Here is a 15,529-nt window from a genome sequence, read left to right on the forward strand (position 1 = left end):
AAAAAATTTTGGGGCGACCTACCAGCCGCCCATGTTGCCACCGCCGAAGAAGTCGAAGCCGGAGAAGCCGGTGTCGAAGCTGCCGCCCCAGCCGCGGCCCGTGTCGAAGCCGGCCTGCGGACCCCAACCCCAGCCGCCCATCCAGTCCCACGGGATCGGCGACAGATTGCCCTGGCCGAAGGGCTGCGTGTTGAGCCCGAGCTGCGACTGCTGGAGTTGCGGCGGCGGCTCCCAGCTCGTCTGTACCTGCGGCACTGCGCTGAGCTGCGGCGGGATCTGTCCGGTGGTCGCGGCGTCGATGAACTGCTGCGGCGCGTTGCCCTGCGGCAGCGTCGGTTGCGCCTGTGCCGCCTGGGGCGTCTCATCAGCGCCTTGCGCCAGCACAGGCGGGGCCGGTGCAGTGGCTGGAGCCGGGAGGTCGGGCTTCAGCGCAGGCACCGGCAACCGGTCGGTGCGCGTCGCGCTCCACAGCGCGCTGCGCAAGCTGTCGCTGCGCTTCGGCGCGCTCGGCTGCGTCGCGCTGATCGCGGCCTGACCGATCTGCGGCGTCATCTGCGGCGCCTGCGCCGGCTGCTGCGGCGACGGCGCGGCCTCGGCGGCTTTCTCGTCCAGCCGGTTCAGCCCGTGCGTCAGCAGCGCTTCTTTCGACAGCGGTTGATCGACCGAGCCGATATTGCCGGGCGGCAGACCCTTCTCGGTGGCGTAGTTCGAGACGGTGTCCTTGAGCCATTGCGGCGGCCCGCCAGAGGCCTGCGCGGCCGGCGGCGTCTCTGCAGCGGCCGGAGCCGGCGGACTCACGGGCGGCTGCGCGGCGGCTTGGGTGCCCGGCTTTGGCGCGGCTGCAGGCTCGGGCTTCTCATCCACCATCGCCGACGATGTGTTGGCGTGCCAATCTTGGGTCTGGCGCACCGCGAGCGGGCCGTGGACGTCGGGCCGCACATCCTTGCGAAACCAGCGCTCGCCGTTGGCGGTGGTGTGGGTGTGGGTCTGGTTCGTCATCGAGTTGGCGGCGACTTGGCCGGAGGCGTTGTCGGTCGCCAGCTTGGAGACGTTGCTGCCGCCGGTCGCGCGGGCGAGATCCGCCGCGACCTCGGCGCGCAGCCTCGGGTCGGTCCTGATCCGCTGCAGCGCCTTCTCGTAATTGCCCGAGCCATCGTGCATCGGCTGGTAGTAGCGGGGATCGAGCACCTGATCGATTGAGTTGATGTTGCGCGAGGCGCCGCGATTGTAGGCGCTCTCGGCGAGCGCCGTGCGGGCGTCGCGGTCGCCGCCTTCCTCGGCGAGCATCAGCGCCATCATTTTCTCTTTCACCGCCGGGTTGGCGTCCATCTGCGCGGCGTAGGGTGCGCGCTGCCGGGCGAGGATGCCCGACTGCCCCGGCGACGGCTCGGCCGAGACTGCGGCCGGCGACGGCGTCTGCCGGGTCGAGGAGGCGTCGCCGGGCTGCGGTGGACGGCGGCCGACGACAGCATCGCGCGTGGTGGCTGGCTTGCCGGGCGTGCCTGCGGTGCGCGGCGATGGCAGATCATGGCCCCGCACGACGTTCGGCGTCGGCACCGCGCGCTGATCGCGCATCGCCTGCATGCGTGCCAGCATCTGCTGCAGACCGCCACCGGAGCCAATGCCGCCGAGCGCAGCAGCGAGGCTGTTGTCCTGCGGCGGCGTATACTGGGTGACCTGCGGGCCGCCACCCTGCGGCATCTGCACCTGCAGCGGCGGCGTCTCGGTCTGCCGGATCTTGCCGGGCCTGCCGCCCACAGCGCTCGCCAGATCGGCGACGGGTTCGAGGCCCTGCAGCATGCGCTGCTGGTTGATCGAGCGCAGCAGCGCCTGTTCGCCGAGATAGCCCATGCGGCGCTGCTGAACCATCCGTTCGAGGTCAGGGTCGAGCTGCTGCGTCAGCGCCATGGCTCACTCCGAGGGCAGCATGTTGAGCGATGCGCGCGGCACGCCGAAGCCGCCCGCGTTGATGCTATCGACCAGCCACGGCGGGAGGCCGTTCTGCAGCACGTAGGGCCGCACCACGCGGTCGTTGAGCATCTTGGCGCCGGCCGCGAGGTACGGCACGGCAGCGACGGCGCCTTGCACCAGCGGCCCGCCGCCGAGCTGCGAGGCGAGATAGGCCGAGCCGGCCGCTGCCGGCGTGGCGCCGACGCCATAGCGCTTCATCTCCTGCGCGATGGTTCGCGCCGAGCCGGCATGCGCCATGCTGTCCACGGCGCCGACCCGGCCGGCGACGGTCTGCAGGTCGTTGACCTGCGCGGCGAGCTGCGTGCCCGGCGGGAACAGCAGGTCACGGGTGGCTTGCGGCAGGTCGGCCAGACGCCGCGCCACACCGCTCGGCACGCCGCCGGCATCGTTCTGGATCTTGGCGAGCACGCCGGCCCCGAGCTGGCGACGATCACCGGGCGACAGGTTCTGCAGAATGAGGTCGAGCTGGTTGAGCCGGGTGCCGCCGCCGGACAGCGTCGCTGCGTTGTGTGCGAGGTTGACGAGCTGCTCGGGCTGGCGATTGCGGATCGCGCCCGCGATGGTGTCGCGGAGCTGCGCCAGCTCAGCCTGCTGCGCGGTGCCTTGCTCGAACATCGCTCGGCCCTGCGGACCTGCGGCGGCCTCGACGATGTTGGGGCGGTCGGTGCCCTGCACGGCGGCGTAGAGCCGCGCCTGATCGGCGCGCGGCAGCTCGCGCGGCACAATGTCGGGCCTGCCGATGTCCTGCCCCAGCTCGGTGGTGTAGCGCGACAGACCGCGCCACGTCGGGCCGCTGGGCTCGGTGGCGATGCTCATGGTCTGGCCCATGCCGGCCTCGGGATTGAGGTGGCCAGCAGCGCCGCGCTCGCCGATGATGTCGGTCATGGTCTGGCGCAGTTGCGGCGTGTCGGCGCGGTGACCAGGCGGCAGCAGGTTCTCGATGTCGCGCGACACCTGCGCGATGCGCTGGTTGGCGCCCTCGACCGCGTTCTCCATGCCGCCTTGCACAGCCTGGCCGACCGTGTAGGGCGCGGTCTCGCGCGGCGCGCCGGTCACGTTGCGCACGATGTTGGAGCCGGCTTCGTCGGTGCCTTCGCGTGCGGCGATCCATGCGGTGGCGAGATTGGAGCCGGGCCGCTCCTGCGCGGTCTGCCGCCCCATCGCCTGCACCTTCGGGTTCTCGGATCTGGCGAAGTAGGGCAGGGGCACGTTGAGATTGCTGGCGGCCTGATCGACCTCGGGCGTGACGTTGGCGCGGCTCCAGCGGCTGGTGTAGGCATTGGCGAGCGCGCCGAGCACGGCGCTGCTGACGCCGCCGATGCCGGCACCCCATGCGGCATCGCTCGTCCGGCTCTCCGGCGTGGTGCCTTCGCCGGCTCCCTGCACGCCGCCAATCACGGTGCCAATGGCGGTGTTCGCGAGCCACGGCAAGGCGGTCGCGCCGCGCACGATGGTCATCGGCGCCGACAGCACGCCACCCGCCACGTTGCCTGCCACGTTGGTCCACGGGTTGCGGCTGGCCCAGTCGCGGTCGCGCGCCCGCTGATAGGCGAGCACCTCGTCGGGGTTCGAGCTGGTCGCCGCCGTCAGCTCGTCGAGCCACGTGCCGCCGGGAATGCCGCGCGCCACTGAGCGCACCACGTTGTCGGCGGTGCGGCCCCAGCCGGCGTCCTTGTTCTCGCGCGCGACGTAGGCGTCGGCCCACGCGTTCATCGCCCGCGTGCGCTGCTGCTCGTCGGGAATCGCGGCGATCTGGCTGCGCACCTGCTCGTCGGGCTGGTTGAAGTCGATGCCGAAATTCGGCGTCACGCTCGGTGGCGTCATGTCGATGCCGGAGATCGGCGGCGCCGGCTGCGGCTGCGCGCTCATCTGGCGGTAGGCGTTCGACATAGTGACGTAGTCGGGCGAGCCGGCCTTGTCCTGATTGTTGAGCAGCCACTGGCCGATCTGGTCGAGGTTCGGGTCTGCCATCACTGCATCCCCAGCAATTGCCGCACGCGGTTATGATCGACACCCGATGGCGCGGGTGCGGCACCCTGCGCCGGATCGGTGACCGGATTGTTGAGTGTGCCGCGCTCGGTGGCGATAGTGCGGATGCGTTCGATGGTCGCCATGGTGCGCGGGTCGCCGCTCTGCTGCGCCGCGCGCTGCATCATGGCGAGGGCCTCGTTGGCGGTCGAGGCGTTGCCGGTCGCGGTTTCCCATTGCCGCATCGACAGCAGCTTCTGCGAGATCACCTGCGGCGGGTCGCCGACCTCTGGCACGAACATGCGGAAGTAGCTGCCATACTCCTCGGGCCTGATCGCGGCGCCCGAGGCGATGCGCAGCACCGGCTCGATCCAGCGCTGCGCGGAGGCGAAGTACTGCTCGGCGACCGGGTCGAGCTTCTTGATGGCGTAGCGGCCGAGCACGCTCTCGTTGGCGCCCTGATTGAGCATCGACGGAGCGAGGCCCGGCACGTAAGGCGCGGTGCGCTGCTGCCCGGTGGCGGGATCTTTCAGGATGATCTCTTCGAGCTGCTGGCGCGCCTGCGAGGCCTGCGCGACGCGCGTCGCCATCTGCTGCTGGCTCTGCGTGCTTGGTGCCTGGGTCTGGAAGCCCGGCGGCGTTCCGGTCTGCGCCACTGCGCCCGGCGGCACGAGGGGAGGCGCCGCTGCAGCAGGTTGAGCAGGAGGGACTGCTGCTGCAGCGGGCCCCGACGGGCCTGCGAAAGGCACAGGCGCCGTCGTCGGTGCGCCCATGCTGGCGGACGGATAGAGCTGCTGGTTGAGCTGGTTCACCAGCGGCTGCAGCACGGGCGGGATCAGCTTGCCGTCGAACGCGCCGGGGAAATGATTGCCGGCGGCATCGGTAATGACCTTCTGCGACTGCGGATATTCGAGACCGATGGCGAGCGCGACGTCGCGCGGGTTCGCAATCGGCTTGCCGGTGGCCTGATCGTTCACCGCCTGACTGATGGTATTGAGTCGCGCCTTCTGATCGCCAACCGGGCCGGCGGCCTCGGCGGTGATCGGCGAGCCGATCTGCAGGGTCTGGCCGGGCTGCACGAGATCGCGCACGGGCCGGCTGGTCTGCACGTCGTTGATCCCGGCCATCGTGCCCTGACCGACGATCTTGCCGGTGGCGTCCTTGATGTACCAGTTCTGCAGATGCGGCTTGCCCTCGTCGGGGAATTTGTCGGTGGTCGCGAACTGCAGCGCCTCGCGCTGCGCCTGATCGGCCGGCACGCCGTTCATCAGCACGTTGCTCTGCGCCATCAGCGCCGGCATCTTGGCGATGTCGCCCGTGGTCTTGCCGACCAGCGCACCTTGCCGGAAGAGCTGCAGCGCGAGGTCGCGCTTGTTCGTGAACTGCTGCGCGCCGGCCGGGTCGGTCCACGTCTGCGGGATCTCGAACGACTGCGGCGCGGTTGACCACTGGCCGCTGTCATCGACGCTCGGCAGCGCCGTCGTCAGCTCGGTGGTCGGGCCGTACTGCGGCAGCGTCTTCTCGTAGGCGGCGGTGAGGTCGCGCATGCCGCGCAGCCGCGCGTTCTGCTCCTCCAGAGCCTGCTCCTCGGCCGCACGCTTGGCACGCAGCAGCTTGACCTGCTCGGCGGCTAGCACCGCCTTCGGGCTGGTGCCGCCGGAGAAGTCGAGGTTTGACGCGTTGATCGCGTCGGCGAGCCAGTAGTCGTTCTGGAATGTGATCCCGGCCATCTGTCACCACCTAAACGCTGAACATGCCTGCAGCCATCTGCGAGCCAAGGCCGCCGCCGACCTTGCCGGCGAGGGCGCCTGCGGCGCCGCCCCACGGGCTCGGCGTCATCTGGTACGTGATCGGCTGCACCGCCTTCTCGACGCCGTAGGCCGCGAGCGAGCCCTGCCGCTCGTCGCCGGCCAGACGGATGTCCTGGCCCGACGCGTTGAAGATGGCGTTAGCGCGGTTGGTCAGGCCGAATTGCGAGCCGCCATAGGACTGCACGGCGGCGAGGGCGTTGATCCGCTTGCGCGCCTCCTGCGCGGCGCTGGCGATGCTGCCGGCGATGTTGCCCTTGACGTCGGCCGCCATGGTCTGCTGGCCGGAGAGCAGCTTGTCGTTGATCGATTGCGTCTTGCCGGCGGCGAGGTTGGCGAGATCCTCCGGCGTCAGCACCTGCTCCAGCCGGGCCTGCTCGTTCTCCTGCGCCTTGGTCTGCTTCTCCGGCGTCAGCTCGGAGAGCGAACCCTGCCGCGCCGCCTCGGCGTTCCGGCGCAGCTCCTCCTGCCGCATCGTCTCGGCGTTGGACTGCCGGCGCTGGTAGGCGACCCATGCATCATTGGCGGCCTGCTGCTTCGCTGCCATCTCCTGCTGCGCGCTGTACTGCATCGCCGCCATGCCGATGGAGAGGCCGATACCAATGATGCTCATCGGGTCGCACATAACGCGTCACCTCACGACGTGAACTGATAGTTGCCCGAGCCGGTCGGCGATTTGGAGTTGAGGTTCTTGTAGAAGCCGCCGGTGTCGATGGCGCTGTTGACGCCGCTCACGGCACCAATCACCAGCGGCTTGAACAGGTCTCCGAGCGGCGAGATGTTCGGCTGCTGGATCGAGGCATTCGCCACCATTTGCGTCGCAGTGTTGGCGGCGACATCAGGGTCTTCGGTGGCGTAGAGCTGATTGTAGGCCTGCTGCTGCTGGCTGGCTATGGACTGCCGCAGGCTGGCGGTGTCGGTGTCGGCCTTGGCGCGCAGCGCCGCCTCATTCACCGCGTTCTCGTTCTCCAGATAGCCCTGCGCCTCGCCGGCAGCGGTCGAGCGCAGCGTGCCGGCCCGCGCGAGGTCGTAGGTCATGTCGCGCTTGGCCTTCTCATACTGCGTCTGGAGCTGCGGCAGCGAGTAGTCGAGCGAGGCCTTGTTGTACTTGTTGTAGAAGGCATCGCCGAAATTATCGGCGCCGAAAAGCTTATCGATGGCCGTCTTGCCGACGTTGAGACGCGCCTGACGGTCGGCTTCCTTCTGCCGCGCCTCCTGCGCCTGCTCCATCTCGAACTGCACCATCTGGCTGTTCGACGGCGATGATTTGCCACCCATCACACACTCCCGCCGGTCTTGGTCGTCTTCATGCTGCCGCTCTTCTTCGGGATCGGCTTCGGTCCCAACGTCGAGATCGGCTGGTTGAACCAGTAGCTTGGCGCCGCCAGCGTCTGCGCGGCGACGCTGCCGGTGTCGGTCTTGGTGCCGGTGCCATTCGGATCTCCAACCGGCGGCGGCGACGAGCCGTCACCGCCCGGGGTCTTGGCATCGTCACCCATGGTCGGCCTGTCGGTCGGCGGCTCCAGCGGCGGCACGACCACCTCCGGCGGGATGTCGGCCGTCGAGGTCGGCTGATCAACGCCGGGCGTCATCCGGCCGATCACCGGGCCGCTATTCGCTGCAGCGTTCGAGACCACGCTGTCTCCACCTTTACCGCCCATCACACGCTCCCGGGGTTGTCGTTGATCGTCATGCTGCCGCCCTTCTTGGAGAGCGGCCTTGCCTGCAGCGTCGAGACCGGCCGGTTGAACCAGTAGGTCGGCGGCGCCAGCACGGTGTTGGCCATGGTGTCGCCGGGTGTCTTCGCATCGTCGCCCTGCGTCGGCGTGTCGGTCGGCGGCTGCGGATCTTTGGCGGTGGCGTCGGCCGCCGCCTTCTTGGCGTTGATGTATTCCTGCTTCGCGGTGAGATCGATGGGATCGGCGTGGCCGACCACCTCCTGCTGCTGCTGATACATCATCGGTGCGCTGTCGCCGCCGCCCTTGCCACCCATCACAGCACCTTTCTCAGTAGGAGCCCCATCGGCTCGCAGCCGAAGCGCTTCACCAGCATGTTGATCAGCGAGCGCTGCTCGTACATTCCCGAGGCGACCGGGAAGTTCATCACCTTGCAGCCTTCGCCCTTGGCGAGATGCAGCGCGAGGTGAACGAGTCGCGCGCCGAGATCGGAGCGGCGCAGCTCCGCCAGCACATAGGTCTCGTCCATCACGCCGACCGGATCGGTGAAGACGTTGTAGAGGTGATAGCTGCACAGACCAACGAGCCGCCCGCCATCGAGCGCGAGAATGTAGACCGCGTAGCCCGACGGGATCGCGCGCTCCAGATAACTCGCGGCGCGCTCGGAATGAAAGGCCAGGTTCTCGGCCCAGCGTGAGCGCGCGAAGAACAGCGCTAGGAACGGCACGATCTGCGCGATGTCGTCCTTCGTTGCCAGCCGCAGCTCAATGTGCGGCGTGCTGCTCTTCAGCGTGCGTGCTGCGATGTTCATCTGCAAGCCACCTGTACGAAATGAAGTCTTCACCGTGGACGCCGTAGCCGCGCAGCACCGCCTCGGGCTGCGCGCCGATCAGCGTCATGAAACGCGCCACGTCATTGCGATGTGCCATCGCCAGTGCCTCGACGCGGTGGAAGCCGTTCTCCAAGAGATACGGGATCACGAAGTGCCGGATGTTGCGGACGATCACCGAGGAGGCGCGGCCCCAGTGCTCGGTGCCGAAGGCGAAGCCGGCGCCGACGTTGGTGCGCCGCTGCAGCATACCCCAGATCGTGACCGGGCCGTCGTTGAAGTCGTAGGCGCAGAACGCGAATACTCGAGCCCGCATGATCTGGTCGGGGAGGCGTGCGAAGTCGGCATCGCAAGCCGACAGCTCGGCGACGTCGGCCGCGCGGAGATGGTCGATCACGAAGCGGATCATGCCGCGATCTGCAGGAGCGACATCGATCATCCGGTCTCTCCCAGCGCGTAATGCACGATCATATTCGAAAGGTTCGCCGGCCCATCGGAAAAGCACCTCAGACGCAGCGACATGTGCGTCGAGTGCCCGACCATCGGGAAGCGACCCTGCAGGAACGTCGGGCCGTCGATCAGGCCGAGATAGTCCTCGGCGTCCTCGTCGGCCGGATTGTAGGCGGCCGAGACCTCCCACTGGCCGGTCGCCGCCGCGTCGATGCCGCTGAACGTCTTGAACGTCGCCGGCTGATCGCCCGCGTGAAAAGGGAAGACGATCTCCACCGGGCAGTCGTCGTAGGTCAGGCCGTCGGTGCCGCCATAGGCGTAGATGTTGTTGGCGTCGTCGCGGACGACGACCTTATGCTGGTAGACCGTGGCGGCGGTGATGTTGAAGCCGGGCTCGTACTGCGACCACGCCGTGATCTTCGGCCCTGGGAAGGCCGACAGGATGTAGATACGGTCGGGCAGGATCACCCAGAACCGCCCGGTGACCGGCTGCAGCAGGCTGATGGTGCCGCTCATCCAGTCCTCGCCGAGCGAGCGGAAGAGCTGCTGGATGATCGGATCGAGCGGTGAGCCGATGTCCGACACGGCGGCTGCGAGCGAAGCGTTGCGGGCACGCAGGGAGCGGATGCCGGAGGGCGCGAGATACATGACGTCGCCGGAGCCGTATTGCAGCACGCTGCGCCACGCCACGGTGCCGGCATCGCGCAGCGTCTGCACATACTGGTTCTTTAGCGGGTCGGGATCGATTTGCCAGAGCTGCGTCGCCGTCTTCGACAGCACCGCGAGCTTGTCGTAGTAGACCTCCAGCGCCGTACAGTCGGTCATGTCGCTGTCCTCCAGCGACAGGTCAATCGAGCCCGAGCCGGTGCCGGTCCAGTCCGCCGGATTGCCGATGGCCGAGAAGTACAGCACCGAGCCGCCAACCGAGTACATCTTGGTCTTGTAGGTGCGGACATAGAAGCCGTTGGCGGCCGGCACGTCGGCGCCGTCGTAGAAGCGCTTGGTGTTGCCGACGGCGTCGGTCCACGCCACGGTGAACACTTTGTTGTCGAACAGGTCGTAATCGATGATCTCGAACAGCGTCGGCGTCTGCAGTTTCAGCGTGCCGACATCCCACGTGTCGGTCGGCTCGATCTTGCCAGGGCCGCCGGGACCAAAGACGTAGAGCTTCTGGTTGACCGAGACGAGGCCCTTGGTGCTCGGATCAACCGTCTTGATCTTCTGGAACGCCATGCGCTTCTCGATCTCGCCGCCGGGAGTGATGTGCGCATTGCGCAACGAGCGCAGCGTGCCCGCCGGCGCCGTCAGCGAAGCGCGCCGGAGATCGAGGCCTGCAGCGAAGTCGGTGATCGTGAAGTATGGCACGGCCGCACCTCACGGGATGTAGTCGAGGTAGGGGACGTAGCGGCGGCTCTTGTCGGGATCGATGCCGAAGCGCTGCGAGCCACCCATGTTGAAATTGAAGCGCTTGTCGGCGCCCTGATCCTGCAGCAGCCGGCGCAGATGGTTCTGTGCCTTCTGCAACTTCATCGCTGCGGCCTCGCTCTTCTGGGCAGCGAGCAGCTCGGCGGCGGCGAACAGCACGATAACCTTGCTGTCGATGACGCACTTGTCGGTGTCGGCGGTGAGGGGGCGCAGCGGCGCCTGACCCTCGATGCGCATGATCATGCCGGCCGCGCTCGGCGTCGGCGTGATCGCGAGCTTGCCGACCGGATCGGTGAGCGGCGTCGCGCCCGAGGTATCGACGGTGACCTGATTGGCCCACCGGGTTGGCGTGCCCTTGTTCGGGCCCAGCGGGCCGATCATGTCGGCCTTGATGCCGTAGTCGAGCCGCTGCCATTTCGATGACGAGTTGGTCGCGACGTAGATGTTCAGGATCTGGTCGAACGGCATCGCCGCCGGGTAGGCGTAGATGTACTGGTTCTGCGACAGCGGCACATCGACGTAGAACCGCAGGTGCGGCCAATTGTAGGCGTCCCACAGCTCGCGCTGCTGCCGGTCGAGGACGAGGTCGAGCGACTGCTGCGCCTGCACGCCCTGCGCCGGGTTGAGCGAGGTGCCCGTCTCGGCGCGCAGGTCACGTCGCAGATCACTGAGCTGCACGCCGACCGGCATCAGGCCTCCTTCGCCGCCTCATGCTTGCGGCTGCGACCGGGTGAGAAGGCGGCCGGCTGCGCGGCGAGCACAGCGACCTCGGCGTCACTGACCTGGTCGCGCGCCTCCTCGACATGCGGCAGCGCGTCGTCGTCGGTCATCATGAGCTGCATGCGGAAGGCGCGGCCGGGATAGCATTGCTCGACGATGCGGGCGCCGTACTTGGCGGCCAACCGCTCCTTCTCGGCGGACGGCGAGACGTCATCGATCATCACCGGCATCACGTTCATAACGTTCTCTTCGCCGTGCAGCGCCATCAGCACCTGCACCTCGGGCCACGTCAGCGTGTTGAACTGGTCGAAATGCACGATGTGCAGGTTCTGTCCCGACAGGTTGATGCGGCAGGTGCAGTGGTGGATCTTGGCCATGGTGACTCCTCTCGCGTTGGGGTCGCCGGGACGGAACGCGAGCACCGCCCCGGCGTGTCTCCGATCAGGTGATGTCGATCACGACAGCGCTGTTGAGGCGCCGCGCGCACAACTGCCCGGTCGAAGTGAGGCCCCGGTAGAGGACGTACTTATCCGGCGGCCTCTCGGGGGAATGCTGGTGCCGCCACTCGTCCTGCATCGCGACGAGATAGATGTCGCGACTGTCGTACCAGTAGCAGCGCTTGTTCTTGCCCAGCGCATCGAGCGTCGGGTCGTATTCGAAGTCGGTGCCCATGTAGGAGATCTTGCCGACCGACACGTCCTTGCCGCCGGCAAAGCCCTGCATGGAGTAGTTGCCGTTGGCGCGCAGCTCGTTCTCCAGAGCACCGAGCCAATCGGAGCCGCAGAACGCCGTGTTCGGCTTGCCGCCGTAGCGCGTGAGCTGCCGGTACTCCTTCTGCAGCAGCGTGATCAGCGTGCCGCCGCCGGTCGGGTTCGACGCAATCGGCGCGCCGCCCCATGCCGCGAGCGCGGGCGTGCCGGTGACGGCGGTGCCCATCGCGGTCGTGTAGGCGCGATTGCGCCACCACGTCTTGGTCGCACGGTCGATGCCGGCCACCGTGCCCGTCGTCGGGTTGTCGGTGATCAGCGCGGCCATGCCGGCCAGTGCCTTCGGATCGGCCGTGCCGTTCGTCCACAGCAGGTTGTTCATGCCGCGTGCGTACTGCTCGGAGAGATCCTCCAGTGCGTCGTTGAGGATGCCGACGAGCACCGTGTCGTCACGACCGGAATGCTCGCTGGTCTCGCTCGACGAGGAACTATCGACCACGCTGATGCCGTCGGATTTCAGCTCCGAATGCGTCAGCATCAGACCGATGTGATGCTCCTTCCACGGATAGACCGCCTGCTTCAGGTTGGCAGGCGTGTAGTAGGTCACGGCGTCGTCGAGTTGGTAGCCGACGAGCTGGTCGCTGGTGCCGGGAGCTGCGGTGTTGCCGTAGTCGCCCTTGACCGAGATGATGATGTTGCCCTTGCCACCGGGAAAAGTTTTCTTCTTGCCCTCCATCGCGGCGAGCAGGGGCTTCTCCTGAATGGCCTGCTTGAACGCTGTGCCCTTGTTCATCCACCAGTCGAGCGCAGCGGTAGTGATGTGGTCCAGCAACGGCTGGGTATAGGTTGGCATTGAACGCCCCTAAAAGGATCAGAGGCGCGCCGTCTCGCGTGCGACCTTGACTGCATCGGCCAAGGTCTTCGGCTCCGGCGTCGCACCTGTGGTTCTTCCGGTGCTGCTCGGGGCTCTCGATGTCGGGCGGCGCTGGGGCGCCCAAGAGCGGTAACGCTCGTTCACACGCCGCAAGGCCTCCTCGGCGATCTTGACGGCATGATCAGCCGACTGCGGCACGCCTCGTTCGCGCACCACAGCCCACATCGTGTCCTGCACAGCGGCTCGCTTCGCCGCGTAATCAGGATCGGACTGCATGACCTTCGCTTCCCACGCGTTGACGGTGTCACGCACTTGGTTGGCGAGGATCGTGCGCTGCGTCTGCTGCTGCTGGGCCGTGAACTGCTCGGTGCTCTGCCGATGCTGTTGCTGCGTGCGCATGTAGTTGTTCTGCGCCATCGCACGGTCCATCCGCTCACGCGAGAACTGGTGAGCGGCTTGGGTCGTCATGTGACCCTGTCGGACCTGTTCCTGCAGATCCGGCGGCAGCGACACGCCGAGATACTCTTCCGCCAGCTTCACGTAGGGCTGGACGCCCGCATAGAAGGTTCGGAAGTCACCTCGACGCATGGCAGCGGCCAGCTCCAGCGTCAGCAGGAAATCTTCGCGGCTGATGTCGTTGTCGCGGAGATACTTGGTGACGCTGTCGGCGGCCTGCGCGGACGGTTCGAGCCCCTTCAGCCGCGCGTTCTCGGCGCGCAGGTCGCGCCTCTGATCAAGCAGCTTGGTGACGCGCTTGTTCGCGCTCTGCGAATATCTCGCCAGCTCCTCGGGCGTTGGATCGTCGGGGAGGTCGGCGTCTTGCGTTGATGCTGATTGCGCAACTTGAGCTGGCGAGGCTCCAGACCCGCGATCATCCTGTGACTGTGAGGTGCGCAGCTCGGGGACTGCCTGCTGCACAGCTTCGAGGAGTGCTTCGTGGGTTTCGCCGGAAGGTTGGTCGGCCGCGCTGGACGAGAGCGCAGATGCGTCCGGTGCATCTGGCGAGGATGCGGTCTGATCGCCGGGGATCTGTGACGTCGCTTCGTCAGGCGACAACGTGGGTTCGTCAGCCATCGGCTAACTCCCAGCGTCACATCCCTTCGGGCGCGATTTGTAGACCTGATCAGGTCACGTTGTAAATTTCACTTTAAGTTAGCGATTATTATGCGCCAGGGCGCGCTATAACCGAGCCCGATGATCGCGGACGACGGCGCTTCGAATTGGGCCATTCATCCCACGTGCGGCCATCGAGCGCGCGCCCGGCTTTTTTCTTATTCTTTCCACCCCACTGTTTGAAATGGAATGCGACGTCAGCGGCGACGCACTGGTCGCGTATAGAACGCACCCATTCCTTGGGCATTGGCCGCGCGCCAGGACCGCTTTCGCCCCCGGCAATCGCCCAGTCGATGCCTCTCAGGTCCATTTTCTCCAGAGGCCCCAGGAGCGGCTCTAGGCTCAAGAACTTCGTCTTCGCCTTCGTCCGCCGAAGATGACCGATCCTGTATAAGTAGTCGGCGCTCTCGATTGATACGCCCATCCAAACATTGTCTGGCCAACGGAGCTTTGTCGATAGCTCCTCAAGACGTTCCGCGCGCTTCGTCAGCACCTGATAGGTGTGCTGGGGCGTCTCCTCCATGACTTTGAAGACCTTCTGGATGAAAGCCAAAGGCACGCCGTCGTGGAATAGATCAGACATCGAATTGACGAAAATCAACCGACCTCGCTTCCACCTGCGCGGTATATCCAGAGACGACGGGTCTATCTTCACGACGCCGTTCCACTTCGCCCGGCCGCCGGACTGCCGCGTCGTGCCGGCGTACTTTTCTTGGCCCATCACGGCTAGGCGCGCTGCGAGCCGCATCGCGTAGCAATTGGTGCAGCCAGGAGAAAGGATGGTGCATCCCGCGACCGGGTTCCATGTCGCCTCGGTCCATTCGATCTTCGAATTCGTGGCCATTACTTCTTTTCCTTCCGTGGGAACGTCACCACGATGTCGTCGGCGAACGTGCCTTTGGATCGGCCCGGTCTGTTAGTCACAATCTTGTTCGCGGCATCAAGCATGTTCAGCGCGTCTTTGTAGTTCTTCTTGATGAACGGATTTATACCAATGGCCTTCTGATGTTCCCGGTGAATCGCCTCCATCGTCAGTGTCCTACCGGCAAAGAACTCAAGGAGTTCGTCGCAGAGGTCGTCGAGAGGCCGGTTCAGGAGGCTGAGCAGGGGTGTCTTGTCAGCTTGCGAGCGCACATACCCGAAGCGCGCAATTCCCTGGTTCTTGTCTGCGCTGGCCTTGTACATGATGTCTTTCATGATGTTGTAGCCCAGCGGGTGCTTGGTCACAAAAATTAGATAGTGCGACGTGCGATCTCGCTGCTCGTATTCGAACACGTAGGGGATGATGTATGTATAGCCGCGCTCCCGGAGCGCCTCGGCGAACTCTTCGATGATGAGCGCTTCGCGGTTTTCCGGATGCATGCCCGAGGTCAGCTCGCGGAGCCGATCAGCTCGTTCCTTACCAAACAACCCGTCCACATGCTTGGTCACCTTTGGATTGGTCAGAGCCGCGTTGATACGGTCGAACGGGAAGAACAGGACCATGTCCGAGCCCCAGCCCTTCATCAGCGCCTCAAGTAGCTCAAGGGTGACGCCCTTGTAGCCGAACGGGTCGATGAAGCTGAACGCCGGCACCATGTTGATGCTGGCGAACTCGTGCACGAGCCCGTCATCAACCTCCCCGGTACGAATCATGGGCGAATGCTTCAATGTCGCGACGCCTGGAAGCGCCCGAACATTGTCGCTGAGTTCCGCCGTCCGTTCCTTTTCGGCGTCGTTGAAGACTGCAATCACCTTGTCGCGCAGCTCTGGCGAGGCGATGACGTGCTCCAGGATCAAGAGGGGGGTCGAGACCGCCCCATCCTCATACTTTCCCGGTCCGCAGAAGAGGTCGATATAGGCCAAACGTGGGTCCGCCTCGCCCTGCACTACGCCGGCCATTATCTTCGCCCACGCTTTGAAGTATTTGACAACTATGGTGGATTTGACCCGCGACTGGGCCTTTTGATCCTCAAAAAACTCCGGCTTGTTGGCCACGAATGTCCTCC

The 15,529-nt window shown here is 66.1% G+C and carries 16 protein-coding genes; all 16 read right to left on the reverse strand.

The window, feature by feature from the left end; all coding sequences use genetic code 11:
• Positions 1-18: 18 nt before the first annotated feature.
• On the reverse strand, positions 19-1,908 hold the full coding sequence (locus tag ABIG06_RS30545) for a hypothetical protein (protein WP_370139716.1): 1,890 nt from the start codon (positions 1,906-1,908) through the stop codon (positions 19-21).
• 3 nt (positions 1,909-1,911) lie between these two features.
• A complete protein-coding gene (locus ABIG06_RS30550; RefSeq protein WP_370139717.1) occupies positions 1,912-3,942 on the reverse strand; it encodes a hypothetical protein in 2,031 nt (676 codons plus the stop codon).
• Positions 3,942-5,669 carry a hypothetical protein gene (locus ABIG06_RS30555; protein WP_370139718.1) on the reverse strand — a complete coding sequence of 576 codons (1,728 nt, stop codon included), beginning with the start codon at positions 5,667-5,669 and terminating at the stop codon, positions 3,942-3,944. The genes ABIG06_RS30550 and ABIG06_RS30555 overlap by 1 nt, the downstream gene beginning before the upstream one ends.
• A 10-nt stretch (positions 5,670-5,679) precedes the next feature.
• A complete protein-coding gene (locus tag ABIG06_RS30560; protein ID WP_370139719.1) occupies positions 5,680-6,360 on the reverse strand; it encodes a hypothetical protein in 681 nt (226 codons plus the stop codon).
• A gap of 23 nt (positions 6,361-6,383) precedes the next feature.
• Complete coding sequence (locus tag ABIG06_RS30565; RefSeq protein ID WP_370139720.1) at positions 6,384-7,025, reverse strand: hypothetical protein; 642 nt, start codon at positions 7,023-7,025, stop codon at positions 6,384-6,386.
• The gene (locus ABIG06_RS30570; protein ID WP_370139721.1) at positions 7,025-7,408 is read right to left on the reverse strand and encodes a hypothetical protein; all 384 of its coding nucleotides are present in this window, start codon (positions 7,406-7,408) and stop codon (positions 7,025-7,027) included. Before ABIG06_RS30570 ends, ABIG06_RS30565 begins: the two co-directional genes overlap by 1 nt.
• On the reverse strand, positions 7,408-7,740 hold the full coding sequence (locus ABIG06_RS30575) for a hypothetical protein (protein ID WP_370139722.1): 333 nt from the start codon (positions 7,738-7,740) through the stop codon (positions 7,408-7,410). The genes ABIG06_RS30570 and ABIG06_RS30575 overlap by 1 nt, the downstream gene beginning before the upstream one ends.
• A complete protein-coding gene (locus ABIG06_RS30580; RefSeq protein ID WP_370139723.1) occupies positions 7,740-8,234 on the reverse strand; it encodes a GNAT family N-acetyltransferase in 495 nt (164 codons plus the stop codon). Before ABIG06_RS30580 ends, ABIG06_RS30575 begins: the two co-directional genes overlap by 1 nt.
• Complete coding sequence (locus ABIG06_RS30585; protein WP_370139724.1) at positions 8,188-8,691, reverse strand: hypothetical protein; 504 nt, start codon at positions 8,689-8,691, stop codon at positions 8,188-8,190. Before ABIG06_RS30585 ends, ABIG06_RS30580 begins: the two co-directional genes overlap by 47 nt.
• Positions 8,688-10,067, reverse strand: a complete 1,380-nt coding sequence (locus ABIG06_RS30590) for a hypothetical protein (protein ID WP_370139725.1) — start codon at positions 10,065-10,067, stop codon at positions 8,688-8,690. The genes ABIG06_RS30585 and ABIG06_RS30590 overlap by 4 nt, the downstream gene beginning before the upstream one ends.
• A gap of 9 nt (positions 10,068-10,076) precedes the next feature.
• Positions 10,077-10,817, reverse strand: coding sequence for a hypothetical protein (locus tag ABIG06_RS30595; RefSeq protein WP_370139726.1), 741 nt, complete (start codon positions 10,815-10,817; stop codon positions 10,077-10,079).
• A complete protein-coding gene (locus tag ABIG06_RS30600; protein ID WP_370139727.1) occupies positions 10,817-11,224 on the reverse strand; it encodes a hypothetical protein in 408 nt (135 codons plus the stop codon). The genes ABIG06_RS30595 and ABIG06_RS30600 overlap by 1 nt, the downstream gene beginning before the upstream one ends.
• Before the next feature lie 64 nt (positions 11,225-11,288).
• On the reverse strand, positions 11,289-12,407 hold the full coding sequence (locus tag ABIG06_RS30605; RefSeq protein ID WP_370139728.1) for a phage major capsid protein: 1,119 nt from the start codon (positions 12,405-12,407) through the stop codon (positions 11,289-11,291).
• An 18-nt stretch (positions 12,408-12,425) separates the two neighbouring features.
• Entirely contained in the window at positions 12,426-13,502 is a 1,077-nt protein-coding gene (locus ABIG06_RS30610) for a hypothetical protein (protein WP_370139729.1), read from the reverse strand.
• Positions 13,503-13,590: 88 nt separating this feature from the next.
• The gene (locus ABIG06_RS30615) at positions 13,591-14,385 is read right to left on the reverse strand and encodes a DUF5131 family protein (RefSeq protein ID WP_370139730.1); all 795 of its coding nucleotides are present in this window, start codon (positions 14,383-14,385) and stop codon (positions 13,591-13,593) included.
• Positions 14,385-15,518: a three-Cys-motif partner protein TcmP gene (locus tag ABIG06_RS30620; protein ID WP_370139731.1), complete on the reverse strand. Its 1,134-nt coding sequence runs from the start codon at positions 15,516-15,518 to the stop codon at positions 14,385-14,387. The genes ABIG06_RS30615 and ABIG06_RS30620 overlap by 1 nt, the downstream gene beginning before the upstream one ends.
• Positions 15,519-15,529 lie beyond the last annotated feature (11 nt).

The organism is Bradyrhizobium sp. USDA 326 (genome assembly GCF_049739485.1).
Classification (GTDB): Bacteria; Pseudomonadota; Alphaproteobacteria; order Rhizobiales; family Xanthobacteraceae; genus Bradyrhizobium.